A 26,664-nucleotide genomic window follows, 5' to 3' on the forward strand; every position below is an offset into this window, starting at 1 on the left:
AAGAAGAAATTTCAAGATATCCACTTGAAGGTGGGCACTCTATTCCTGGAAGGGAATAATAAGAATGTTTTTTAGATAGGGAACAGTGCAAATGGCTAAACGTGAATTGAAGCAGTTGCCTTATAGATGCGTTATTTTGCTTAATCTTTAGATTTTAGTTTCACACAAACGTTTTCAATAGGTATATACCATTACTGTCATTCGACTTAAGGTTTTGGCAATAACGACAAAGCCTCTCGGTTTAAAGGGAATAAGGATATCTTCTGCTGAAGAGCAGAAGTACTGGGCGGTTGAAGAAATACTGGCTGGATTTCAGAAAATATTTAAGTCCATTTTGTTTAAATGGGATTAAAATTTAATCGATAGTTTTTCAGAAACCAAAACATTGTTTTTGTAGTACTCGAAAGACCAGGTTCCATTCTTTTTTAAAACTACACCGTTTGCGTTGCCATTGTTCGAAATATAACAATCCTCTATAGAGGTTTTTAGTAAGGTCATTACAATTTTAGGCGTTGCATCAATCAGTTGGTAGCCATTGCTTATGGGTTGTGCATACAATAGCCCCTCTTGTTGTTCTGTTTTGGCGACGATTGGTTGATTGACCGGCACAGGCACTGTTTTAGCCGCTACACTTACCGGGGCAGATGTTGAAGTGTTAACCGCCGTCGGGCTCCCTGCAGCATATTTAAAATCATTAAAGGACGTAAATGCGTCTTTCAATGCCAGATTGTAAGAAGTCTCATATTCTTTTTCCCTGCTTTTACCTGCCTTGCTTTTTATTACTACAGCGCCCTTACAATCTTTGAGTAAAAGAGTAAGATTGGTAACGAACATGCTGTTGTTTTCCTGCAATTCTACTACCAGAGCCTTACATCTATCAGTCGCAATTTCTTCTGGTATTTCAGAATTATCAAAATAAACGGTAAAGCCCTTCTCCTCAAAAAAAGCCTTGGTTAGCGTATTTAGACCGTATTGATTAACCTGTTTTAGAAAATTGAATTTCTCGGGCACAATTATGTATTTATAATTGCTTGTATTAGACTGTGCCTGTACAGACAAGGAGATTGCTAAAAAAATAACAAAGATATATCTTTTCATAACGGTTGATTCAGTGCGGATTATAATTCAATTTATACAATGAAGTGGAGAAAATCAAATTTACTTGTTTTTCTAAATTCTTTTTAAGGGGTATGACTTTTTATTTAGACATATTTTTTATTACCGTATTGCCTCCTTACTTTAGAATGAAAGGCCTGGAAGTGAACATTACTATTGGTGAAATCGCCAAAAGTGTCGGCATTTACTTAGGTCTGCCTTTTGCAATGGGCATTATCTCCAGGTTCCTTTTGATCAAATTTAAGGGGGAAGAATGGTTCCAGGATAAGTTTGTGCCAATGATATCACCGATCACCTTGATAGCATTGCTTTTCACTATTGTCATCATGTTCAGTCTTAAGGGAAACCTGATCGTTCCCCACTTAGTGAACAACAGAAGATCCGTTTTACCTTTATGTTTTTTAAGGTCAATCACCAGCTTCTTCCACTCTGGTCGGTTGAAGGTTTTAGCAGAATAGTCTTCTACAACTATCTTTCTAATTTTAATGTCGTTTAGCTCGCAGTATTTGGACAGAACATCCTGTTGGCTCCTTAATGAATACCCTTTTTCTGCCTGCTCATCAGTGCTTACCCTTACATATAAATCAGCTATTTTCATGATCTAATCTTTTTCTGGAATGTCTTTTGAATTTTTTTCTTTTGTCCTTAGTATAACGCTCCGGCAATTGCCAGCACAGTAGGTAATGGCATTAGCTGATAATGCTATTCAAGGTTCTTGAGCTCGTTTTCAATTTCTTCAATAGTTGGTAGGTTGCTTTTTATTTCCTCTGGTAATGCTTCAGTAAACTGAAACTCACTCACACCAATTGGCTTATTTATATCTCTCAAGGCATACTCGACCCCAATGTTATTTTTATCACGGCATAAAAGTATCCCGATTGTTGGCTTATCGCTTTCTCCTTTTAAAAGGTCATCTGCTGCAGAAAGATAGAAGTTTAACTTTCCGGCATATTCAGGAACAAATTTTGTATTCTTTAGTTCCACTATAACATAACATTTTAATGGTATGTTATAAAATAATAAGTCCAGGTAATAATCTTCTTCGGCGATTTCGAGATGGTATTGCTGGCCTACAAATGCGAAGCCTTTTCCGAGTTCAAGAAGGAATTTGGTAATGTGTGTAACCAGTTGCTTTTCAATATCCCGCTCTTTTGCTTCGCTTGTGAGTGCTACAAAGTCAAAAACATAAGGATCTTTTAAGGTTTGTTCTGCAAGTTCAGAGTACATCTCTGGCAGGGTATGTTTAAAATTGTTTACGGATTTTCCGCTGCGGCCATGTAAGTTGGTTTTGATCTGAATTGCCAGGGTATCCCTACTCCAACCGTTTTTTATTGATTCCTTTACGTAAAACTCCGCTTCATTTAAGTCTTTAGACTTGCTGATAATAAGTATGTTATGTCCCCATGGGATAAGGCCCAGCTGCTGTCTTAAATCTGCAACAATCTGTTGCCGATTTGCAGTGTAGAATTGGTAAAACTGTTTGATATACCTTAGGTTCCTGACTGAATAGCCTGTAGAATCCGGAAATTCATTTTTTAGGTCATCACTTAGGCTTTGAAGAATATTATCTCCCCATTGAGCCTGAGCCTGTTTTTCTGCAATCATTTTACCTAGATCCCAGTATAGGTCAATCAATGCTGAGTTTATTGCAACAACAGTCCTTTGCTGTGTAGATTTCAGCTTGGCCTTTATCTCGATAAACCAGCTCTTATAATCATCTAAAAAAAGATCTTTCATATTATCATATCCTAAAGTGAGCAGACAGGCGCCAGGCGGTTTACGGTCAAAAAAACTAACCATATTCCGGGCAAATATAAGACAATATATGAAGACCCTGTTTATGTATTTGCGGTCTACGTTTCTTCCTGCTGTCTATTTCAGTGAAAGTGTAGTTGGGTATTTCAGGGAAAATGGTAGCTCGTTCCGTTTTCAAAGTGACGCTGCATTCCGCTTCAAACTGACGCCCGATTACGGAGCTATTCGTGAAATATACAGCAGAACAGTCTGAGGTAATCACTGGCATTGTTGGAAATATTATTTCCGGCCAGGTGACGCGAAGTACCGCAAAGAGCCTGAGCGAAATTTTTGGGAAAATTATGCAGGACCGGCAGTCGAGGAGCATCAACAGTAGCGACATCTCTATATCACAGAGCACACAGCTGGATTACGCTATTCCTGCTTCCAAAATAGCATCTCTTTCCTCAGGTGAATTTGTGGGCATGGTGGCAGACAATCCCGAAGAAAAGATTGCATTAAAAATGTTTCACAGCGAAATCCAGAATGATCATGAGGCAATTGCAAAGGAAGAAAAGTTATATAAGCCTATACCGATAGTGAAAATGGTGTCCGCCGAAGAAATAAGGGATAATTATGAAAGCATAAAGGCCCAGGTTGCGGATCTGCTAAAAGCAGAGTCGGGTGGATCTGAGGCTAAACAGGATAAAAATGCTTCTGGCAATGCCAGGAAGAATGTTCTGAAAGGTAAAAAGTCGTCGAAAAAGGTATTGCTAAAAATACCGAGAGTATCGGCAATACCGTTCCTTCTAAAGGAAGCAACCAGCAAAGGATCATATTGAATCCTTTGCTGGTTAAAGATATTTTTAGTTTGGAAGAGCATAGAATGCAATTCCATGATTGCTCCAACCGCTAAAGAGATTAGCGATGTTTGGATTAGGTGTTAGGTAATGGTCTCCGCCTCCTGCATGATAGAATTCATAAATTGGTACGGTACCGGGAACCTGTTCACTGTAAGCATAATATTTTATTCCGTAATTCGACCATCCAGGGAATCCAGCAACTGCTGTTCTATTAATAGAATTATAATGATCTCCAGGGTAATAAAACTCGTAAACAGGCACTGTTCCTGCAACTTGAGTAATATATGCTTTGAATTCGCTTCCTTGAGCAAGCCAGCCTGATATGCCGCTTAGTGCATTGGGGTCTGCTGTAGTATAATGATCTGTTTGGTAAGGACTATAGAATAGATATACTGGAACTGGTGAAGTGTCTACTTTCTTTTCAAGGTATCCAACATTCCCTAATAGTGTGTATGTTGCAGGCAATCTTTCTGGTGGTGATGAATACACATGGCCAGTTGCTGACGCGTAATACTCATCTAAAGGTGTGTTTGCCTCTGAAGTTTGGACTGTTGAAATATATCCAATCGGTCCTTGAAGGCCATATCCGGGCCAACCATCGGTAGTGGTTGTATACCAATGATCATTTGTTGAGAAATTGTAATACTCATACAAGGCTGATCGGTTGGTTCCTGGTGAATCATATAATAGTCCTTGAACCTGTTCGAGTTCATAATTATCTCCGTTACTTCCAAGTCCAGACCAGTTTGTCGTGTAATAATGGCGGTTAGTGATATGATTATAATAGCGATATAAATTCAATTTTCCTGCGGGAGGAGCTGATGGCCTGGCTTTGACAGAAAATGGCTGGCTTTCACGGGTGAGGCCATCATTATACATTCCAAATGTCCATCTACCAAGCGGCAGAACGATATCGGTTTCGAATCCTGTGCCGACCTCCCCAAAATCCATTATTGTACCTCCACCTGGATATTGCAGGTAAAAATGAGCTCCAGGATATTCAGTTCCTCCCTCAATTTGTAGTTTAACATGGGTTTTGCCTGTCGCCTCATTATAGTTGCTAAAAAAATACTCGACATAAGGATCTCTTGCAGGTGTACTACTTTGTCCTTCCATAAGCTGCTTGGAAAGTTTAGGACTTGTAGATTGTTCTATCATGCTTTCATCTTTCTTGCAAGAGGCAAATAGACAAAGAATGACAAATAAAATTTGTAGTGGTTTTTTCATATTGATTTTTTTTGCGAAAATAAGCTAAAAGAAAACAAAAATTAAACTTTTAGTTTACAAAAGATCTCGTTCAAATATGTTTAATATAGGGAACGCTCCAGGAGTATCGAACACGTAATAAGTATACTCAGTAGAATATATAGTATATTGAATATCAGTAGTGTATTTTGTGTTTGATGAGCTGACTCGTCCAGCATTTACTGGTTGTATTTGCGTTGTAATTATAGAACTAGTTTACATTTTCTGATTCCCCATGCGGATTTACTTCTGAAAATTGCGCGCAGCTTATCTTATTCCCGGACCCGGTAAACGGTTGCGCAAAAATTCGTCAAATTTATTCTTATAACTTCTGCCTACCATAAATTTATTTCCGTTATTGAGCAGGATTTGGTATCCATCAACCTGCTTAACGTGGTTAAAGGATATTATTTCAGATCTGTTGATTCTCAAAAACTCAGTCCGCTCTTGGATAGCCTCTTCTATATGCTTCATCGTATGATAGGTGATGTGTTCCTCATCCGTTAAAAAAATCCGTACATAGTTTGACATCGATTTGATGTATAAAATCTTTTCGAACGGTATGCTGATATATTTATGCTTTGAGCCTCCCTTTACCAGTAGAAAGCTGTCGGGATTTTTAATGGACAATTCATTTGACTTTGCTTCCAATAGGCGCTGAACCTGCTGAATAAATTTAACTTCGCTTACCGGTTTAAGTAAATAGCCGTCTGCACCGATCTCGAAACTTTGCGCTCCGTATTCTGTATGTCCAGTTACGAATACTAAAAAATCGCAGTACGGCCTAAGCAGTTTTGCGGCTTCAATGCCATTGATCTGTGGCATTTCAATATCTAAAAAGACTACGTCAACATGTTTTTGATCATGTAGATATGTTAATGCGTGATAAGCATTATTGAAACTTTTTACGTGGGCTACTCCGGGTGTCATCAATATGAGTTCCTCGAGTTGGGTCAGGGAGTAGTCTTCATCATCAATAGTTATACATTTTAGTTCCATAATAAATTAGCATCGGCAAAGTATATCGCTAAAATAATAATTGTATTTTTAATTAGCAATTCCTAGCTGTCTCGGAAGTCTTTCGCGTAGCGGTACAGGTCGTTCGCATAAAAAACCACGCCATTTGCATAAAAATGTTGGATGGATGTAGTCTATTTAAGATTTTGTCCATGAAATAATAGTTTATTTATTAACCTGTCATTTCAACTTTTTAGTTTTTACCACGCTGTCGGAAGCCTATGGTAACAAAAAGAAGGGGGATTAAGAACCTCCTTCTTTGAAATATAAGCAATGAATGCACGGCTGAGAACAATCAAATTTGATTAATAAGATTAAAATGTTCAGGGATACTTGGGAGTCACTATTAGCGAAAAAAGGATGGGAGGCGTTGGATGAAAGACTCCATTTAGAAAACGGACAGTATGTTTACCTTCATAATATTGGTCCCGTACACAATGGTGTAAGCGCAGCAGTTTCGATTGGTCTTTTTGAGTGATCATTAATAACATCCGGCCCGGTGAGTTTCCAGTCCGGATGTTAATTCTATTATGTAAGCTTCTTTGAATTATTTACCGTATATGCTTGTTAAAAAATCTTTTAAAGAAATCGGACTTCTTCCTAGTAATTGTTTGACATCACTTATATTGGTGGGGTTAAATGTATACTAGCATCAATCTGTCAATTAAGATACTATTTCGATATTACTAAGTAAATCTTCTATAAAAGGCATGGGAACTTTAGATAGTTCCTTTGGCTCCAACTTATGTAAGCCACCACCATAAACCCTCCCTTCATCCGTCATATTCTCTTTTGATATTTTATTTAATCTACTACATATAATCATCATTAAGTTTGGATGATTAACTAACAAGCTAGACAAGCGTTTGGTAGGATACATTGCCAAATAGGCGTTGGTCATTGTTGCATTTGATTTATTCAAAATAAATCTGAAAGGTAGTTGGTCTTTTCCCGTTGAGCGCCCCATATAAGTACAAAGAATGGGAGCTGGTTCTCGTTTTTCCTGCATATACCAAGGTGATCTATGGCTACAGATGTAACCTTTATGGACATTTTTAGCTTTCCCCTCCTTGATATAAGAAAATAATGTAGGATGTAAAAGTTCGATTTGATTTTCAGAAATTGGTGTGTCCAGTAAAAATAAACGTTCAACGTCAAGAGGTAAACCGTTTAAATCGGATTCTATAACTGATTGTTTAATTGAGCGTGGCCCAGGTAAGATAGGTCGAAATACGTCGTATGGTAGTTTTTTGTCTATCATTACATTTTCTGGCACGATAAAAAAACTATTGCAGCCAGTCGCTAAACCTCTTTTCACAATAAAGTAATCACCTAAAGTAAGTGTAGTGTTGGTGGCTTTTGGTCTAGCATTCAAATTAGGGAATCTCGACCATTTAGGTTCATCCCTTAACTCATTTAAGGTTATGTCTCTTATTACATTTGGTTTCGATAATATACCGCCAAAACTGAATTTGACTTTATGGTCGTTGCGCGGGACCTCATTTTTAAACCAAACGACAGCTGATGACACCAAGGCATCAGAAAACTGAGATTCCTTCGGGTCGAATCTGTGAATATGCAATAATGTTACATTTTTTAACAAATATGTTTTAATAGCAGAACCATAGTTTACATCCATAAATTCACTTGGTATAAGCCATCCTGCGACAGCGCTAGTGTCCATCCAGTCATTTGCTAAAAGAAGAAAATGGCAATATAAGCCGGCAAGACCGCTTACATCAATACCTGTTCGGGCCAAACTTAAAGATTTTAATTTTGTTTTTTCTTGACTTGTGATATGCTGTTGTCTAACATAAGGAGGATTACAAATTATAAGATTAAATCGTGGATCTGGTTTGGCATTGGTAAAATCTGAAATTATAATGTCTAGATTTTTTTTCCCCCAAATGTTGATTGCTGGAACCGCATAAAAGGGATCAATTTCAAAACCAAGGGCTTCATCTATAACTTTGCCATTTATATTTTGAAGCAGTGCTGAAAAAAATACACCCGTGCCTAGTGCTGGATCCAGAAAATTTATATTGTCGGTTGGGCTGATAGAGATTCCGTAGCGTAAAATTTCATTTGCCAACTCAATGGGAGTCGAAAACTGACCGAGTTTGTTTCGTTCCAAGGAAGTTTTTTGGTTATCTAATTTTTTTTGTAAAATCTGGCGATACTCTTCAACGATAAGCATTTTTTCCTTATTCATTATATACCAAGTTTAGCTAAATCATCTATGCGATGTTCCCATATCCAATCGATACCTTCTGCTGCCTCATAGCCTAAGTAGGGACTATCAAAATAACCACATAAGAAAAGATTAAAACTAACATTTGAGCCGTACATATTTCGTAATTGAGCCATTTTTACGGCCTCTTCTTTTCTCTGTTTATTTGTAATCCTGTTCGAGTGAAACCATGGGAGATGAGATATTTTTAGATATGAATTGAGTTATCTTCAGCGAAAGTGCGAAAAAAAATCACATGAATTTAATTATATTAGTTTTGGTTGCGTATTTCAATCAAACTGGTTGTTCCCCACTTTTGGTGGTGTATTGGTTAAAGAAATATTTCTGTCGAATAAACTAGACTGTAAATGTCGTGTAACTTCCGATGATGGTTCATGCTCGTTAATTTTCTCGCGCTATCGCCAAAAGTGGGGGATCACTTTTATCGAAATCCACTGTCTATCAAGGGTTTTGATGGCAGCCATTTATGTAACCCCGTTGCGAATTATTTTCAAAAAATCGCGTGCGGTTTATCTGATCCCCGGACCCGGTAACCGGTTGCGCAAGAACTCGTCAAATTTATGCTTATAACTTCTGCTTACCATAAATTTGTTTCCGTTATTAAGCAATATTTGGTATCCATCAACCTGCTTGACGTGATTAAAGGATATTATTTCAGACCTGTTGATCCTCAAAAATTCTGTCCGCTCTTGAATAGCCTCTTCTACATGCTTCAATGTATGATAGGTGATGTGTTCCTCATCCGTTAAAAAAATCCGTACATAGTTTGACATCGATTTGATGTATAAAATCTTTTCGAACGGTATGCTGATATATTTATGCTTTGAGCCTCCCTTTACCAGTAGAAAGCTGTCGGGATTTTTAATGGACAATTCATTTGACTTTGTTTCCAATAGGCGCTGAACCTGCTGAATAAATTTAACCTCGCTTACTGGTTTAAGTAAATAGCCGTCTGCACCGATCTCGAAACTTTGCGCTCCGTATTCTGTATGTCCAGTTACGAATATATCAAGAAATCGCAGTACGACCTAAGCAGTTTTGCGGCTTCAATGCCATTGATCTGTGGCATTTCAATATCTAAAAAGACGATGTCAACATGTTTTTGATCATGTAGATATGTTAATGCGTGATAAGCATTATTGAAACTTTTTAAGTGGATTACTCCGGGCGTCATCAATATGAGTTCCTCGAGCTGGGTCAGGCAGTAGTCTTCATCATCAATAGTTATACATTTTAGTTCCATAATAAAATAGCCTCGGCAAGTATATCGCTAAAATAATAATTGTATTTTTAATTAGTAATGTCTAGCTGTTTTGGAAGTCTTTCGCATAGCGGTACAGGTCGTTCGCATAAAAAACCGCGCTATTCGCATAAAAATGTTGGATGGATGTAGTCTATTTAAGATTTTGTCAATGAAATAACAATTTATTTATTAACCCGTCATTTCAACTTTTTAGTTTTTACCAAGCTGTCGGAAGCCTATGGTAACAAAAAGAAGGGGGATTAAGAACCTCCTTCTTTGAAATATTAGCAATGAATGCGAGCCTGGAAGTTGATGTTTGCGCATTTTACATGTCCTTTTTGTTTTTTAAAATCAACTTATTGAGGTGAATTTTCAGCAGCCGTTTCAGCTTGCATTTAGCGCTTAAAAATTTTTGCGATACTGATAAAAATCTCCTGGCCTTCTTTTACGGGTTTAAACATGGCCTCTTTTATCTGATGGAATCATAATTGATAATTTAGATAATTCTTCAGCCAATAGTTAGAGAAGTTTTTAACAGCTCTATAGATTTCGAAAAAGTTCATCATTTTCTTTTGCCATAGCGGATTGTGCTAGCCAATTATCTATACCTGTTTTCCAGCCCCATCTGGATCGGTCTTAAAAAAATCAGGGATTATTTCATGGATTTTTAGTCTCAATTTCTTTGAGGAAATAAGTCATACATTCTGGCAATTTTAAAAATAAAGAAAATATAATTTCACTTAATCCTTTATAGTAATCATAATCAAAAAGTCCGGACGCGCTCCGCGCATAATCATTATACATCTGCAGTAAGCCAGTTTGGCCTTTACACAATTCAGCATAAGGCTCGAATTTTGTACGTTTATCATCACCCAGGCCTAGCTTAGAAGCCGTAGCCGGAATAAGCTTTGGGAAATAACAGAGGATTTATTTACCTGCTAGCCCTTGATTAAATGACTTATAGATGGCCAATCGTTATATATCGAATGATTAATTCAGATTGTATCCCGTTCACAGTACAGCATGAACGTTAACAATTCCACCAGTTATGAATGTGCCCTAAGCTACAGTAGGGACAATATCCATAACATATTTTACTTCTCCAAGCTGGGAGTAAGATTGCTAATCCACATTCACAACCTTGTATTGTATTGACTCTTTCATTGTGGATAGTTAATAATCTTGGCGGTTATTAATATCTTTATAGATTAATACTAGGAAATCTTGAGTTCAATGATATGAAACGTTTGATTTTATATATAATCTTATTTTTCTCTGCAATATTTACACATGCCCAGTCGAGTAGGCTAGATGAGTTACCCATGCCTGTACTGAGGCGGAAACTCATTGCCAGCAAGGAGGATACAACCAAGGTGAAACTGCAGCTTGCAATTGGACATTTAATGCTATTGAAAGGCTTAAAGGGACCAAAAGATGTAGATTCGGCAATTCGGTTTGCCAACGATGCCCAAGTTCTCAGCCGCCGGCTTAATTACCATTTCGGAATTATCAATTCAATGTTGTTAAGAGCGGAGACATTGTATGAAAGGGGGGATGGAAAAGCGGCAGTAAAACTTGCAGAAAATGCCCTTCTATTTTGCCGCCAAAATAACAATAGTGATGGAGAAGCAAGGTCATATCACATGATATCAAAGCACTTTAGCACCAATTCACAGAGCGAACTTCGTACCCGCATATGGTATAATGACAAGGCTATCGCCATATTTAGGAAAAATAAGAATTTCCACTCCCTTGCTGATATGTTAACCGTAAATGCAGACATGCTTTTTCAGGCCGATCGGACTACAGAAGCACTAAGATTCCTTTTTGAAGCGCTAAATCTGGGAAAAGGAGTAAGCATGAGAACTGTAGAGGGGATCTACTGGAATATCGGTAGAAACTCCTTCAGATTAGGGGACTACGATAATGCCTTAAAATATTGCTTGCTAGCTCGAGAAACCGCAAGAAAAGTTAATGATACAACAGCTCAAGTATGTGTTATCAACTTAAATATCGCATACAGTTACATCAAGAAGCAGGATTATTATCGATCCATACCCTATTCTAAAGAGGTCGTCAGCCTGGCCAAAAAGTATAATCATGAAGGACTTGTGCGCGAAGGAGCCTACCAGCTGGCCTCAGCATATACCCGTACGAACCAAATCCCCAAAGCATTTGCGGTACTTAATGAAATGAAAAGCCGTCCCGGCGGTTTTTTAAAAGATATCGCACTTAAAATAGAGTATATCAATACCCTTGTTTATGCTAAACAGTTACCGGAAGCTAAAGAATATGTAAGCCAACTGGAAAGCGTATTGCCAAAAATCTATCCTGAAAACATTCAGCAAATAATGAACGTCCATAATGCTCTCGCTTATTACTATTCCGAGACCGGGAAAGTTAACAAGGCTTATAAACACACAGAGTTGCATGCGCATTTAGCACACAAATTAAATTATGCTAAGGGCATTCAGACCGCCGAATATCGATATTATCAGCTGGTCTCGCTGAAAGGTGATAAAAAGTCTGCTTTGGCGCATTTCCAGAAAGAAAAAGCGATTAAAGATTCGATTGATAATGTTTCTAAAGCCTATCAAATATCCCTGCTGCACATCGAAAATGCAGCAATGGATAGAAACAGGCATATTGAAATGCTTACTAAAGACGCGCTGATCAAAGATATTAAAATGAAACGCAATGAGCTAATTCAACGCGTTAGCATTAGTGGAATAATCGTACTGCTGATTGTTACTGCGCTGATCTTTAGCAGGTATAGGCTAAAGCGGCGAAGCAATGCCATGTTATTATCGCAGAAATTGGAGATCGACAACCAGAATAATGCTCTTAAGCACCTGGTATCATATAAAAATCAGCTTCTCGGAGAGAAGGATTTGCTTTTAAAGGAAGTGAATCATCGTGTTAAGAATAATTTGCAGATAGTCATGAGCCTACTCGCCTCCAAATCTGCTTATCTGTCCAGTGAAAGTGCCCAGCAGGCCATTTTGGACAGCCAGAACCGAGTTCGATCAATCGCACTTATCCATGATCAGTTATATAAAACAGACAATGTTACTCAAATTAGTGTATTCCTATACATTAACGAATTAGTGGATTCCTTATATGACTTCCTGGATGATGACATCAATAACATTGAGATATTCTGTGAGATTGAGGATTTCATGCTTGATGTTTCCCAAGCAATACCGATAGGTATAATCTTAAATGAAACAGTGACCAATGCTCTGAAGTATGCATTTCCCGATAACCAAAATGGAAAAATAAGCATTCGGGTTAAGAAAGTCGATACGTTCGTAGAAGTAATAATCAGTGATAATGGTGTAGGACTGCCAAGTAATTTTAACTTATCAAACGTAAACACACTCGGAATAAATCTTTTGAAGGGATTGACCCCGCAGCTTGGCGGAACATTTAACATCAAAAATAACAACGGGCTGACGATATTCCTGAAATTTCCATTAAAATCTCCTTCTCATCTGGATTATGGTACTTTAGCTGAGGAGTTGGCGGGTGAAGAGCAACCATTGCGAGTATGAATCAGATGATCTTGACCATAAATTGGTCGATAGTGGATAATACATTTATTAAAAAACTGTCTGTAGGGTATAAACGACGATTGGAGCAAATGGTAGGATAACCTAAACGAAAATCGGTAAGTGATCCTTTTAAAGGACTAAAATAGTCGCTTGTTTTTTAATTTAATTTCAGGAAAGTTATTCAAATCACATTTGGATTCCGATCAGTTAATGCATGTATTATAAATGCCTGAAGATTAAATAGCAGGTATACTCCTGCATCAAAAGGTGCCAAATTCAATTTTCTGGACCTGTAAATAGAGATGACCCATAACTCCTTTATTTAATTTACTTTTAATTATGGGCCTAATCAAAATTAATTGCTAGAATCTTGCATCCTTTCTGGGCTAATGTTTAATTTTAAATTTCCTGGGAAGGAAAATAATCTTGTCTGCGGATATTTAATTTTAACAATTTTGATTCCAGTGTGGTGGGCTTAATTTTAAGCAAGTCTGCAGCACCATTGTGCCCCCTAATTCTCCCATTAGCTATTTTGAGAACTGATATTAAATGGGCGCGTTCCGTCTCCATTTGTATCTGCTTAATATCGTCTAATGTTTCGATTGTGCTGATAGGGGACTTGCTAGTGGTCAGATCACTAAGAGGCTGCTTTAATGTTAATTTACTTGTTCCCTCATTTAATATAACAGAACGCTCTATTATATTTTCCAGCTCTCGTACATTGCCTGGCCATTGGTATTCATACAACTGCTCCATCATTTTTTCATCAACATCAGCTATAGGCTTATTGAATTCTTTACAGAATTTATTTTTGAAAAAGCTAACCAGCGCGGGAATATCGCTCTTGCGCTCCCTTAGCGGAACAATGGTAATTGGAAATATGTTAAGCCGATAATATAAGTCCAGCCTAAATTTCCCTGCCGCCACCTCTTTCTCCAGATTTCGGTTGGTTGCGGCAACCACACGAACGTCAACCTTAAATGGTGCATTGGCACCAACAGCATTTACCTCTTTTTCCTGCAGTACCCTGAGTAGTTTTACTTGCATATCTAGGGGAAGTTCTCCAATCTCGTCTAAAAAAATAGTTCCGCCGCTTGCAAGTTCAAACTTCCCTTTTCTTTTTTCGGTCGCTCCCGTAAATGCACCTAGTACGTGTCCAAAAAGTTCCGATTCAATAAGCGTGGAAGGAATAGCTCCGCAATTTACCTGAATGAACGGCTGGTCTCTTCGCGGCGATAACTGGTGAACGGCACGTGCAATTTTCTCTTTACCTGTACCACTTTCCCCGAGTATCAGAACAGATGTATTGTACGGTGCAACCTGAACGGTAAGGTCCAAAGCAGCGAGCAGTAGAGAGTGGCGGCCAATAATTCCATTGAACTCATGACGCTCCAAAAGTTTTAGCTCATCATTAATGGGCTCCTGAGGGATTCCGATTACAGGAGAAATTGAAGGGCGAAACATTTTCTCGGTAACATTACTCAGGCATTTCTTGAAGAGTTTTAATACTCCTGCGTGTTTCTGCGTATACAAGTCCCTTTGCCGACTATAAAACTGATAGGAGAATGCAGTTCCGGCGCCAATATTTAATCGGAAAATTAGGTTAGATTCCATTTTGAAATGATCCATCCAAATTCTTTCACTCGCGATTGTGGAATTGAGGTTGATCTCGATTTCCTCGGTGACGTGCGGAAAGATTGCTGGTTCTTCAACGGTATTAAACGTTTTTTTTTGCAGAGATTGTTTTGGTTTCAGAGAGGTTATTAATTCAGTTTCAACAATGAACTCATATTCACTGAAACCTGTCCTTAAATAACCGCAATTTACGTACCCACTAGCTGAATTAGCCTGGGTGACGATCAAATCAAATGGGATAAATGTCCTTATCGCCTGACAAAGCTCCAATAATTTTTGCTTTGCTTCAGATTTTCCATTACTAATATCCATTAATTGTTTCTGTAATGATACTTCTTGTAAAAGCCTGGCCTCAAGATTGTTTTTCTGTCGGTACCAAGCAATATCCAACGTTACGATTAGGTCTTTTTCACGAAAGGGCTTAACCAAAAAACCATAAGGATCGGTTTTTTTTGCTTCTTCTAACATGGCCTGGTTAGAATTAGCGGAAAGATAAACGAAAGCAATATGTTGTGCAGTCAATATTTTAGCTAAATCAATCCCTGAGCGCTCGCCATTAAGCATGATATCGAGTAAAACAATATCAGGCTTCTGCTTCTCCATCTGATCCAACGCGTCCTCGACAGATATCGCAATGCCGATTATGCTGTAACCTGCTTTTGCTAATATCAAACGAAGGTTACTTGCAACTATATATTCATCTTCAACGATGAGCACTTTCTTGGCCATATGGTATAAATTTAGCTAAATTGTTTTTTCTGGATGAATGAATTTGATTTTTATTTGCACACCGTTATTATTTTCGATCTGAAACGTTCCCTTCAATTGTCTGGCAAGGCCCTGCATTAAGTCAAGACCAAGGGAATTCAAAGGGGATTTATCAATACCTTCCGGTAATCCCGTTCCGTTATCCGCAATGAAGAGTAATAGATGGTCAGGACCATCTTGCCCTAAAGAGATATTAACAATTCCAGCTTTGCTGTTCAGGAATGCATATTTTATTGAATTGACTATACTCTCGGTTATAATAAGACCTAAAGGAATAGCTTGGGTGACACCCAGGCTTAATTGTTCGATCTTCTGGTGAAAAATAATCCTGTGGTTATCATCAAAACTGTCACGAAGATAATGAATAAGTTCATCAATATATTCAGGCATAAATATAGTCGATACGCTATCATCCTGATATAACTTTTGATGGATCATGGACATAGCCTGCATTCTCCGCAAACTATCATTGACAGCCAAAATTGCAGCATCATTATCAAGATAGGTCGTTTGAGAGCTCAATAAGCTGGTAACCATCTGGAGATTATTCTTGACTCGGTGGTGGACTTCTTTAATTAACCATTCTTTCTCTTTCAAAAGCTTATCTTGTTGGGTATTCAAAGTTTCAAGGAAAGCATTTTTCTGATCCAATTCGCGCTGACTTTCTTCAAGTTTCCAGTTGGTTCTTTGTTTAAGCCGATATTGGCTAAATATAAGTGCAGTAATTATGGCCAGTAAAACGGACGCGGCAATGATAGCCTTTTGCATCAATTGCGTACGTTTCAATGCATCGTCCTTAGCCTGCCCCGCTCTGGTAAGGGCATCAATATCGTTATTCTTTTTCTCCGTATCATTTTCGATTTGCAAAAGCGATACCTGATAGGCTTTGGTAACATTGTCTATCGAGTCTTTAATCCCCTGGGCCAATAAGTGGTGCTTAATGGCAGATTGATAGTTGCCCTGTAGTGAATCGAGTTTATAATACATATTTTCTACTGACCTGACACCTATAGGAAAATTAAAGGATTTGACAACTGCTGCGTATGCGTCTGCATATTGGTAGGCCAGTTTTATCTGTCGGGTCTCAATGTAGTGAAAAGCGAGAAAATTATATGCAGTAATTCTATTGTTAAAATTGTCAGGTGGTATCTTTTTGAGAAGCCGTGTTACCTCGCCTGCATACAAAGCTGCCTGCTTATATTTTTTTGCATGGTTGAGGTTGCCCAGGAAGTAGGTCATGACATACAGGGAATCCGCGTCATTCTTTGCATATTGCCAGACATTTCTCAACAATTTCAGTGCATTATATAACTTATTGACTCTGGTATAGTTAAAAGCAGCAGAAATGGATATTGTAAAGATATAATCTGAATCTTTGTAATCCTTCGCGATTTCAAGCGCCTTTAACGCATATGGGAGCGCGTTCTTATAATCCCTCATATAAGTGTATATGGTTGAGGTAGTGAAGTTTATACTGGCAACGGTTAAGGTAGTGTCATTGACTGCTTTTGCTGATTTAATCGCAAGAAGCGAGTATTTTAAAGCGCTGGGAAAATCGCCGAGTTCATTCAGTGTTCGACCTATAAGCCAGTATATTCCCTGAATGGACTTATTTCCGATCGCCTTATTAACATTGATGGCCTCAAACAGTATTTTTATTGCTTCCATATGTTGTCTGTTCAGCAACAACATTTCCGCATCACCTTGTAAGGAAGAGGCGAGCCGATAAAAATTACGGGTTTTTCTGAAAATAACACTCGCTTTTCGGTAGTAGGCCATTCTCTTAACCAGTTGCTCTGGCTTCGATATGGAGTAGTGCTGCCCGATAACGATGTATGATTCCGCTATCCCCGTTGAGTCCATTATTTTAATTGAATAAGCTAAGGCCTGTCTTGCGGAGTTCAGGCCAGCCTTCGGCTCATTTTTCTTATTATATGAAAGTGCCCGGAGCAAAATGGCGTTAATAATGCCTTTAGTATATCCAATCCTGCGGCTTAAGTACTCGGCATCTGCTGAAAACTTCATCGCTGAGTCTATTTCAAAGCCTCCGCCGCCTGGCTTGACCAAAAGTACTCTTCCCAGAGCAATTTTTAGTTTTATCGTTGTCGTATCTGCATTGTGCCTGGAAAGCTGTTGTTTTAAGGTCGCGATTGGAAGTGCTTCCAGGTTGCTGTTTTGCGCCACTACAGAAATACTTGAAGCAATAAACACCATCAGCAGATTAAAAATTTTCATAAATAGGTTATGTTTCCTTAGGTATTCAAATTACGGTATAGGCTGGCGAAAGCCATCAAAACAACAGTAATAGTATTTATCAGAATTATAATAAATAGTGCCTTGGATTTTCAGATCGATATTGAATTATAAATATATTGATAGCATTTATGAATATCATTATTTCTGTTTATTCAGTTGTATGCTGACCTTCACGCATTCAACAGGACATTTACAGAATGCTAAAATTAATTGCTATGATTAGACAACATATTTTTTTTACTCTTGCTTTTTTGTTAGCCACTCCCACATTAAAAGGCCAGAATCAGAAACTGGATTCGGTTATAATAATACCCGTGGCAAAATACGATAGTGTGTCCAGATTGCACCGGCAAGTTTTTGGTGAAAACTATCGGAAAGATTATGCCAGGCCTGTCAAAGTTCCTGTTATCCGGCTCTCAGAAATAGCCGGTGGTCTTACCGCAATTCAAGCGGGAGGGGGGAATCAATCAAAAACACTGAGATTGATAGATGCCGCCGGTAAGGAATGGACGCTCAGGTCGGTAAAGAAATTTCCGGCGGTGTTACTTCCACTTCCACTTAGAGAAACATTTCTGCTAGATATTTTAGAGGATAACATGTCTGCGCAATACCCTTTCGGAGCATTGGTTGTTCCTGTTTTAGCTAAAGTCGTTGGGATTCCACATACTAATCCTTTGATAGGGGTTGTGGAGGGCGATATCGGGCTAGGGATTTTTGCAAAGGATTTTGTAAATACCCTCTGTCTTCTGGAGGAGCGGGAACCGATGGGCAAATCAGACAATACCGCAAAAATGTTAGATCAGGTAGCAAACAGTAATCGGTACAGGATTGACTGGCAGACTTATTTAAAAGCAAAAGCACTGGATGTATTGCTGGGGGACTGGGATAGGCATGAGGATCAATGGCGTTGGGCAATGGAGGAAAAAACAGACGGTATTCAATACATTCCCGTACCTCGTGACCGGGATCAGGTATTCTATCGGTCGGACGGTATCGTGCAACGGCTTGCACAGTCCAGCTGGCTATTGCCCATGATGCAAGGCTATGAAAGAGATATTCGAAATATTAACTGGTTTTTATGGGAAGGCAGAAATTTAAACTCACAGATATTTTCTGGCGTCAGCCAGCTGGAATGGAAAAATACCATTAAAGAATTTTGTGCGGTTGTAACGGATTCCCTGCTTTCCCAGGCATTGCTTAAACTTCCAGACCCGACAGATCCTGTTATCAAAGCAAAGATTCTGACGCAAATGAGAAAGCGGCGGGATGCGCTGCCTGATTTGATGGACCAGTATTATTTTTTTCTAAACAAAACAGTAGATGTGCCGCTCAGCGATCAGGACGAACTCGTCAGCCTGGTAGAAAAAGGCAATGGCTATATGCAGCTTGATATCTCCAGAGCCGGAGCGGGGAAAGCTGGCTCAAAGCTGATTCTCCAGCGGGAACTCGATCCGGCAATTACAAAAGAGTTGCGCATATTTCTTCGGGCGGGAAATGATAGTGTTTTCATGGAATCATTAAATTCAAAGATTAAGGTTCGTTTGGTAGGAGGGGAGGATATCAAAGATGTCAAGCTCAAATGGAAGGGGAAGCCATTAATTTATTATGGAAAGCCTCAGGACCGTATTGACAGTTTTCATAACAAGCTGCGGACAAAATTGTCAACCGATACCGCGAATTTCACTTATTATGCTACTAACCTTTATTCCCGAAAGCTAACTTTAGCCAATGTTGGTTTTAATGTAGATGATGGTGCCATGGTTGGCATTTCACATCGATTCACCGTCCAGGGTTTTAGAAAACAACCTTTTGCAAGCATTCATTCGCTTTCTGCGCTATACGCGTGGAATACCTCAGCTTTTAGCTTGCACTATCTGGGCGAGTGGATGAATTCCGTTGGAAATCATGATCTTCTTATCGATTTAGACGTAAATGCACCGAACAATACACGCAATTATTTTGGCTCGGGGAATGAGAGTGTATTTGACCGTGAGTCCTCGCCTTTGAGTTTCTACAGGGCAAGGTTCAACCTTTATACCTTTAAGGCTTTGATAAGGAATCGCTGGGGTGCGAATAATATTACATTTGGCCCGTTATTCCAAAATTTTCATTATTCAGGATCAAAAAATATTGGAAAGTTTATTGAGCGTTATCTGGCGGGAGATAATTCAGGTATCCAGATCAGTCAAAACAGTTTTCAGGCTGGTGCTGCCCTGCAGTTGATGATAGATAACAGGGATAAGGTAGTTCTTACGCAATCAGGAACCCTTTTGAAGTCAAGTCTTGAATTACTGACCGGGTTTGGGCAAAATGCCAGGCGCGTTGGAGTGGTGAATTCTGAATTTACATTCTTTTTCAAACTGAATGAAAAAGGAAGTATGGTCTTTAGCAATCGCTTAGGTGGAGGTTTCAGTGCCGGAAAGCCGGAATTTTTTCAACTGCCATATTTGGGAGGCACCGATAACTTAACCGGTTATAGGAAGTTCCGATTTGCGGGTGATTACAGCGCGTTTAATAATGCTGAAATTCGGATAAGAATTGGATCATTTCTAAACTACATTCTTCCCGGGGAATTTGGATTCAATGCAATGCATGATTTCGGCAGGGTCTGGAAAAGGGGCGAGCATAGTGAACGGGTGCATCATGGTTTTGGGGCTGGGCTCTATTTCGCCCCAGCATCGTATGCGCGGATTAATTTGACTGCTGGTTATTCAAAGGAGGGGTTTTATCCTACGCTTACCCTTAAATCCCAACTATAATTTTCAAATAATACCCAAAATCACAGTGGGCTTATCGCTATAAATTCAATAATAATTACTATTACTTTTCTGATTGTTGAATTCGCCTTGGGTCAAAATAAATTCAATAGGTTTACACAACTGTAACTCCGGAATTCATGGGTTACAGGATAATTTTCAAAGCAAAAAAACATGAAAAAAATAGGAATAAACGGTTTAGGCCGCATCGGCAGAGCATCGCTAAAATTGATTCTGGATTCTGAGAATTTAAAGTTGGTTGCTGTAAATGACTTAATGAGTATAGAGAACGCTGTTTATCTCTTGAAATATGATAGTATTTATGGGCGGTATGAACGGGAAATTACCCATAGTGAAAATACGATTCATATAGGCGATAAATCTTTTCATTACAGCTCATTCCGGGAAATATCGGACCTTCCCTGGCGCGAATTTCAAGCGGAAGTGGTGATTGAAAGTACAGGGCTTTTCACCAACAGGGCAGATGCAGAAAAACACCTGGCTTCAGGAGCGAAATTCGTTGTTATATCGGGGCCAACCAAAGATACACCTACGATTGTTCATGGTGTGAACACCGAAGAAGGAAAAGTTAACATCTTCTCCTGCGCCAGTTGCACAACCAATAACATAAGTCCAATTATAGAAATTCTGGGCAGAAGAATTGGGATTAAAAAAGCGATTTTGAACACAACCCATGCCTATACTGCATCACAGACATTAATGGACGCTCCCTCAAAGAAGGAACCAAGAATGGGCAGAACAGCAGGAATCAACCTGGCACCAGCGGCAACAGGAGCTGCTCTTGCAACCACAAAAGCACTCCCGCAGTATGCTGGCAAATTTGACGGTGTAGCAGTCAGGGTTCCGGTTTCTGTAGGGTCAATTTCTGATATAACTTTTATCTCTGAGAGACCCACGACTGCAGCGGAGATAAATGAGATTTTGTTAGAGGAATCTGTTTCAGAAAGGTATAAAAATGTTGTTGGTACAACAGATGAGCCGCTGGTTTCTACAGACATTATAAAGAGCCCGTTAGCTTCAATAGTGGATTTGGCGATGACCAGAGTGGTAGATGGTGATTTGGTAAAAGTGATGTCCTGGTATGATAATGAGTGGGGATTCACTAATCAGATGATTAGACAAATTAGTGCTTTATAAAAAGTTAAGCTTAAATTTAGTCTATGAACTACGCACAATTAGCCTTCACAGATTCAGTTAAGGCCTTACAGGAAAAGCTTGGCAGCCGGCTGAGTTATGAACGCATGGAAAAAAGAACTTTTGTTGACGGATTAACCGAATATGAAATTGACTTCATAAACCAGATAGATAGCTTTTATATTGCCTCATTTGGTGAGAATCAATATCCCTACATTCAGCACCGCGGAGGCCCTAAAGGTTTTATTAAGGTTATCGACGATACTTCAATCGGGATAGTTGACTTTACGGGAAACCGGCAATACATAACAGCAGCAAACATTTCCAAAAATCCAAATGTTTCACTCATACTTCTTTCCTATCCGCTGAAAGCGCGGCTGAAGATATACGCCAAAGCTGAAGTTGTTGAAATTGGTAAAAATCCGGGACTTTATGAACTATTAAAACCCGAGAGATATAAAAATAAGCCTGAATGGATGTTAACCTTTAGAATATCGGCTTACGACTGGAACTGTCCACAGCATATTGTGCCAAAATATACCCTTGAGGAAATTGAGGAACTATTAAAGCCGCAGAAAGAATATATTGAGCAGCTTGAACAAGAAATCAAGAAATTAAAAGCAATTTAATAGAAACAGCGTTTCGGCTAAAATTTCGCGTGTTGCTACGCGACTTTCTTTAAAATTTCAAACCATTAAGCGTTAATTTATACATTTCGTTATCTACATAAAATAAAAAAAAGAAAGACTACAGGGTTCTAAAATATCCGCTAATACATTTTAACCTCGACGAATTTCAGAACAACAGCATTGGTTTTTTAACAGCTTAAATAAAGTGGGCAATTCTTTAATTGCGAAAGTCCAGTTTAAATATTTTAGTGCAGCTGCACAAATCGAAACCATACGATACGATCGAGGGATAGAAATCAGCGCTTATTCTTTGCTGAATTAAATAAGGCCTTACATTTGACGTGTAAGGCCTTATTGTTATCTTAATTTTTTCATAAAGCTTTGTATTAAACCCGCTACCTCTTCACCGCGTTCCTCTAAAAGGAAATGTCCTCCGGAAAAAAGATGAATTTCTGCGTGAGGTAAATCTTTCTTGTAAGCGGTCGCTCCGGCGCCGGGGAATATTTTATCATTCTTACCCCATACCAAAAGCGCTGGCGGCTGATGCTTTCTAAGGTAAGTTTGCCACTGCGGATATTTCGGGAAATTGTTTTTATAATCGCTAAACAGTGCCATCTGAATGTCTTTAATACCGGGCTGCTCAAAAAAGAAGTGGTCCATATTGTAACTATCTGGACTGATGCGATTGGGTTGGTTTGAACCATATAGATACTGCTCCTTTATTCCTTCAAACGACATCATGTAATTAACAGCCGCTTTCAAGCCCTTAGTGTCGTTTGCGGCGCTTAGTGCACCAATTTTCTGTACATCCGGACCAATTCCTTCCACATACATGTTAGCGTTCTGAATGATCAATGCCTTAACCAATTCGGGCCTCCGATTGAAGATTCTAAATCCAACCGGACCGCCATAATCCTGTAGATAAAAGGTAATGGAATTCAGCTTAAGTTTATCTATAAATTTTTCAACAATCTCTGATAAATGGTCAAAGGTGTAACTGAACGTTTCGGGCGAAGGGCTACTGCTCATCCCGAATCCAGGATAATCAGGTGCAATTAGATGATAGTCAGGTGCCAGCTTCGTGATTAGATTCCTGTACATGTGGGATGATGAGGGAAAGCCATGCAAAAGTAATATGACTGGTTTTCCAAGGTCACCCGCCTCCCGATAAAATATTTCTGTATCCCCAACCTTGATTTTATGAAATTCGATAAGATTCGATGTTTGTGAATGCTTTTTTAATACAGGTGCACCCATTGGTTTTTTATTTCCTTTCGTACTTTGTGCGTGGGTCGTTGTCAAGCCTGTTGTTACTAGTCCAACTACAATGATGAGAATGCTGAGTTTTTTCATTTTTTCTTCTTTAAATCGTTTATTTCTTTTTAATCAAGTGGAAGCCGTCGCAGCGTGCGCTTTACGGATATTTACAATGTAAGTTGACAGAGACATCAGCATCGTAAACGCCTTTCAGTTTCATGGATAGCAAGGTCATTAATACTTGCATATCTCTTTCTCATTAATCCGTGTTCATCGAACTCCCAGTTTTCGTTACCGTAGGCTCTAAACCATTGGGATTGAATATTTTGGTACTCATACTCGAATCTAACCGCGATCCGGTTATCATGGAATGACCAGAGTTCCTTTTTAAGACGGTAGTTCAACTCTTTTTTCCATTTTTTTTCTAAGAATTTAACGATTTCTTCTCTTCCGTTAATGAAAGTGTCCCTGTTACGCCATTCGCTATCTAAAGTGTAGGCAAGGGCTATTCTAAGCGGGTCCTGTGAGTTCCAGGCATCTTCCGCAAGTTGAACTTTTTGTAGGGCTGTCTGGAGATTAAATGGGGGTATTAACTGTATGGTTTCCATTTTTTTTAAATTTATTTACAATGCTTAATTGAATAGTTTTGTGGGGATTCCGGGTTCAAGAAAGATCAGCTGATTCCCGATACCTAAAATATTGAAAGCCTCCTGCAGATTGTCATTGTTTTCTGTGTAGTGTGACCAGCCCTCTGAGTGGACGGGCACTATTAGGGAATGCCTGAATGCAGCTGCGGTATCCAAGGCGTCGTTGGTACCCATTGTCAAATTGAAAGGACCACGGGGCCGTGCCGCGCCAGCGAAAATAAACACATATGACGGATTTATTTGCTTTGCCAGTTTTTCGATTTCATCGTAGTAAACGGTGTCACCGGTAATGTATAGACTCTGCATAAGCTCGCCCTGGATGCTCAGGTGGAAACCGACGACTTCGCCGGTTATTTTTTCGATACCGGAGGGGCCATGCCTCGCGGGGGTGGCCGTAACAACCAGTCGGCCACCCGCAGGAATCTGAAATTCCATGGATTCCCCGGGAGAAAGACCAATACTGTTTCCTTTTAATCGTTCTGCCCCCGACCTGGTTGTCAGAACCACACCCGTCTGCGCCAGAAAACGTCGACCAGCATGATCAAGATTGTCAAAGTGATGATCATGACTTAGCAAAACCACATCTACATATTCTGGGGGAATAACCGCAGGTCCTTTGAGTTTGGTTTCAGTCATGTGCTCGTTGAGTTTAAAAAAACTTCCAGCCTCATCCAATGTCGGATCTGTCATTAATCTTAAGCCTCCTATATCAAAGAGCACCGTCGGACCGCCAATATAGGTGACAGAAAAAGGTAGATTTTTATTCTTTTTCATTATATCTATATTCTAATTAAAGAATCATTTTTTTGGCATATGCCACCGTTCAATAGATGATTTCCTGGATTTGATTTCTACTTCAATTGGAGGATTTTCAGTATTCGGGAGGCTTGTAAAATAATTTAACTTGGTATCGTAGACTGATTTGTATTTCATGCGCATCGCAGTTTTGGCAAATGTGCTTCTACCGGCAATCGAGATTTGCAAAGAGTCAGGGATTTTGCCGCTGTCATGGTTAAAAGTGATTTGTCCGGAAAAGAATATACTGAAGTAGGAGAATATCACTCCGCTTATACAAGCTAGTTTTTTCATTTTAATATTCATGGCTTAAAATTTAATTCTGATTTAAAGATTATGCTGCTTCCTTCTTTTTCGGTCAATCCCCACGGTGATTAAGAAATGCACCTAGCTTAGGTAGTCTAAGGCTGCGTTATCCATGATCATTATTTCTGCGGAACATGCCTATTACCAGGGCCTATCAGCAGTTATTTTTTATCAGCTACGAAACTTTCCTGATTTACATCTTTTAAAAAGCCGATAAGGGCGTTAAAGTAATTGCTCTGATCATCATACATGGCCATGTGGCTGCCACCCGGACATAGATATAGCCTGCTTTTGGGAATTAGCTGTGCTTCTTTTTTCATACTTTTAGGGTTCATCTCGTCATACACCCCGCCGAGTACCAATGTCGGTACCTTGATGTTTGGCAATTTATCCCAGAAGTCCCAGTTTCGTAAGCTGCCGGTAACATGAAATTCATCTATTCCCTGCATCTGCAGATATATCGTCTGGTTGGGCTTTTTAAATGCTCTTACTAAGGGTTCGGGCCATTGCTCAAGAGGAAGTCGGCAAATTACCTTAGTGTAAAGTTTCTCGTTTAGGAGCGAGGAATAATCAGGAGAAGAATAAGCCTTAGCTCTATCCAACGAGTCAAACAATCGTTTTTCCGCTCCTGTAAAGAGTTTCGACTTTAGCACAGCACTATAGTCAACAAAGTCCGCTATGCTACCGGTCATGTTGGAAAGAACAGCACCCTTAACATGTTTCTGGTATTTGTTTAGGTATTCCATAGCCAGCAGGCTTCCCCAGGAATGCCCCAGAATGTAAAAGTTATCCAGACCCAGTCCCTTTCTTACCTGTTCAACTTCTTCAACAAAACGAGCAGTGTTCCAAAGTGTTGTGTCTGTAGGAACATCGGAATAGCCGCTGCCAAGTTGGTCATAATAATAAAATTCAATACCTTCTTTTGGGAGAAAGTCTTCAAAACATTCGAAATAATCATGTGAAAACCCCGGACCGCCGTGTAAAAGCAAAACTTTGATTTTCCCTTCTCCAACCTTTTTCGTCCACACGTTATATTTTCCATCAACGGAAATGAGCTTGCTGCCACCTGTTTTTATGTTTCTTATTGCGTTGGATTGCAACTCCGTTCTCTTTTCGGGAGAGCCGCAGGCAATAACTAGAGAAATTGATGCGAGTAATAGCATCAATTTGAAAGGGGTTTGATGTAGTGTTTTCATTGTATAAGCTATGTAATTTATTGTTATTGCAAGAGCCATGAACTTAGGCAGGATTACCTATCAGAATGAGGTGCCGGGATGCTGAATTCGTGCGAACCTACATTTTTTCTCATTCCCAGATCAAACGGAAAACTTGCACGACAAAAATAATCCGGGACAGCGTTTGTTTTATATAATGCTAATCATATAACTTATCAGCATTGTAATAATTGAGAAGGCATCTTTAGGTTTTTATTCCATA

General features: G+C 39.1%; 21 protein-coding genes and 1 pseudogene. 6 read left to right on the forward strand and 16 right to left on the reverse strand.

Translation table 11 applies throughout. The annotated features are described in order from the left end of the window. Positions 1-348: 348 nt before the first annotated feature. On the reverse strand, positions 349-1,098 hold the full coding sequence (locus EYS08_RS04100) for a hypothetical protein (protein WP_131028570.1): 750 nt from the start codon (positions 1,096-1,098) through the stop codon (positions 349-351). Between the two features lie 92 nt (positions 1,099-1,190). Here EYS08_RS04100 and EYS08_RS04105 point away from each other — a divergent pair, with 92 nt between their 5' ends. Next, positions 1,191-1,574 (forward strand): arsenic resistance protein, encoded by a 384-nt coding sequence (locus EYS08_RS04105; protein ID WP_394343103.1) that lies wholly within the window; start codon positions 1,191-1,193, stop codon positions 1,572-1,574. On the opposite strand, the pseudogene EYS08_RS04110 reads toward EYS08_RS04105, so the two are convergent. Continuing rightward, positions 1,475-1,714: pseudogene (locus EYS08_RS04110) on the reverse strand (recombinase family protein); the annotation flags it as partial. The gene EYS08_RS04105 and the pseudogene EYS08_RS04110 sit on opposite strands and share 100 nt — an antisense overlap. A gap of 104 nt (positions 1,715-1,818) precedes the next feature. Then, a complete protein-coding gene (locus EYS08_RS04115; protein ID WP_208745783.1) occupies positions 1,819-2,916 on the reverse strand; it encodes a PDDEXK nuclease domain-containing protein in 1,098 nt (365 codons plus the stop codon). Positions 2,917-3,098: 182 nt separating this feature from the next. Between EYS08_RS04115 and EYS08_RS04120 the strand changes: the two genes are divergently transcribed. Further along, a complete protein-coding gene (locus tag EYS08_RS04120) occupies positions 3,099-3,692 on the forward strand; it encodes a type IV secretory system conjugative DNA transfer family protein (protein ID WP_131028571.1) in 594 nt (197 codons plus the stop codon). Between the two features lie 24 nt (positions 3,693-3,716). Here EYS08_RS04120 and EYS08_RS04125 read toward each other — a convergent pair whose 3' ends face one another. The 6 genes from EYS08_RS04125 to EYS08_RS04150 all read right to left on the reverse strand — a co-directional run bounded on the left by EYS08_RS04125 (position 3,717) and on the right by EYS08_RS04150 (position 9,469). Beyond that, positions 3,717-4,829: a hypothetical protein gene (locus EYS08_RS04125; protein ID WP_165456368.1), complete on the reverse strand. Its 1,113-nt coding sequence runs from the start codon at positions 4,827-4,829 to the stop codon at positions 3,717-3,719. A 396-nt stretch (positions 4,830-5,225) separates the two neighbouring features. Next, positions 5,226-5,957 carry a LytR/AlgR family response regulator transcription factor gene (locus EYS08_RS04130; protein WP_131028573.1) on the reverse strand — a complete coding sequence of 244 codons (732 nt, stop codon included), beginning with the start codon at positions 5,955-5,957 and terminating at the stop codon, positions 5,226-5,228. Positions 5,958-6,639: 682 nt separating this feature from the next. Further along, positions 6,640-8,187 carry an Eco57I restriction-modification methylase domain-containing protein gene (locus EYS08_RS04135; RefSeq protein WP_131028574.1) on the reverse strand — a complete coding sequence of 516 codons (1,548 nt, stop codon included), beginning with the start codon at positions 8,185-8,187 and terminating at the stop codon, positions 6,640-6,642. Further along, a complete protein-coding gene (locus EYS08_RS26600) occupies positions 8,187-8,411 on the reverse strand; it encodes a XamI family restriction endonuclease (RefSeq protein ID WP_394343104.1) in 225 nt (74 codons plus the stop codon). The genes EYS08_RS04135 and EYS08_RS26600 overlap by 1 nt, the downstream gene beginning before the upstream one ends. 324 nt (positions 8,412-8,735) lie before the next feature. Continuing rightward, positions 8,736-9,119, reverse strand: coding sequence for a LytR/AlgR family response regulator transcription factor (locus EYS08_RS04145; RefSeq protein ID WP_317130077.1), 384 nt, complete (start codon positions 9,117-9,119; stop codon positions 8,736-8,738). A gap of 104 nt (positions 9,120-9,223) precedes the next feature. Continuing rightward, positions 9,224-9,469: a LytR/AlgR family response regulator transcription factor gene (locus EYS08_RS04150; protein WP_131028576.1), complete on the reverse strand. Its 246-nt coding sequence runs from the start codon at positions 9,467-9,469 to the stop codon at positions 9,224-9,226. Positions 9,470-10,707: 1,238 nt separating this feature from the next. Between EYS08_RS04150 and EYS08_RS04155 the strand changes: the two genes are divergently transcribed. After that, positions 10,708-13,023: a tetratricopeptide repeat-containing sensor histidine kinase gene (locus EYS08_RS04155; RefSeq protein ID WP_131028577.1), complete on the forward strand. Its 2,316-nt coding sequence runs from the start codon at positions 10,708-10,710 to the stop codon at positions 13,021-13,023. Between the two features lie 399 nt (positions 13,024-13,422). Here EYS08_RS04155 and EYS08_RS04160 read toward each other — a convergent pair whose 3' ends face one another. After that, complete coding sequence (locus EYS08_RS04160; protein WP_131028578.1) at positions 13,423-15,387, reverse strand: sigma 54-interacting transcriptional regulator; 1,965 nt, start codon at positions 15,385-15,387, stop codon at positions 13,423-13,425. A 15-nt stretch (positions 15,388-15,402) separates the two neighbouring features. Next, positions 15,403-17,661, reverse strand: coding sequence for a sensor histidine kinase (locus EYS08_RS04165; RefSeq protein ID WP_131028579.1), 2,259 nt, complete (start codon positions 17,659-17,661; stop codon positions 15,403-15,405). Between the two features lie 218 nt (positions 17,662-17,879). Between EYS08_RS04165 and EYS08_RS04170 the strand changes: the two genes are divergently transcribed. The 3 genes from EYS08_RS04170 (at position 17,880) to EYS08_RS04180 (ending at position 22,222) form a co-directional block, all read left to right on the forward strand. After that, a complete protein-coding gene (locus tag EYS08_RS04170) occupies positions 17,880-20,441 on the forward strand; it encodes a BamA/TamA family outer membrane protein (protein WP_131028580.1) in 2,562 nt (853 codons plus the stop codon). 171 nt (positions 20,442-20,612) lie between these two features. After that, complete coding sequence (locus EYS08_RS04175; protein WP_131028581.1) at positions 20,613-21,596, forward strand: type I glyceraldehyde-3-phosphate dehydrogenase; 984 nt, start codon at positions 20,613-20,615, stop codon at positions 21,594-21,596. A 104-nt stretch (positions 21,597-21,700) separates the two neighbouring features. Then, positions 21,701-22,222 (forward strand): pyridoxamine 5'-phosphate oxidase family protein, encoded by a 522-nt coding sequence (locus EYS08_RS04180; RefSeq protein WP_244215849.1) that lies wholly within the window; start codon positions 21,701-21,703, stop codon positions 22,220-22,222. A gap of 357 nt (positions 22,223-22,579) precedes the next feature. Here the strand turns inward: EYS08_RS04180 and EYS08_RS04185 are convergent, their stop codons facing one another. The 5 genes from EYS08_RS04185 to EYS08_RS04205 form a co-directional block, all read right to left on the reverse strand. Next, positions 22,580-23,575 (reverse strand): alpha/beta fold hydrolase, encoded by a 996-nt coding sequence (locus EYS08_RS04185; protein WP_208745785.1) that lies wholly within the window; start codon positions 23,573-23,575, stop codon positions 22,580-22,582. 95 nt (positions 23,576-23,670) lie between these two features. Beyond that, a complete protein-coding gene (locus tag EYS08_RS04190) occupies positions 23,671-24,087 on the reverse strand; it encodes a nuclear transport factor 2 family protein (protein WP_131028583.1) in 417 nt (138 codons plus the stop codon). Between the two features lie 24 nt (positions 24,088-24,111). Then, complete coding sequence (locus EYS08_RS04195) at positions 24,112-24,900, reverse strand: MBL fold metallo-hydrolase (RefSeq protein ID WP_131028584.1); 789 nt, start codon at positions 24,898-24,900, stop codon at positions 24,112-24,114. A 24-nt stretch (positions 24,901-24,924) separates the two neighbouring features. After that, positions 24,925-25,215 (reverse strand): hypothetical protein, encoded by a 291-nt coding sequence (locus tag EYS08_RS04200; protein ID WP_131028585.1) that lies wholly within the window; start codon positions 25,213-25,215, stop codon positions 24,925-24,927. Between the two features lie 173 nt (positions 25,216-25,388). Continuing rightward, entirely contained in the window at positions 25,389-26,423 is a 1,035-nt protein-coding gene (locus tag EYS08_RS04205) for a proline iminopeptidase-family hydrolase (RefSeq protein ID WP_131028586.1), read from the reverse strand. Positions 26,424-26,664 lie beyond the last annotated feature (241 nt).

Origin of the sequence: Pedobacter kyonggii (genome assembly GCF_004310665.1) — a bacterium.
Classification (GTDB): domain Bacteria; phylum Bacteroidota; class Bacteroidia; order Sphingobacteriales; family Sphingobacteriaceae; genus Pedobacter; species Pedobacter kyonggii.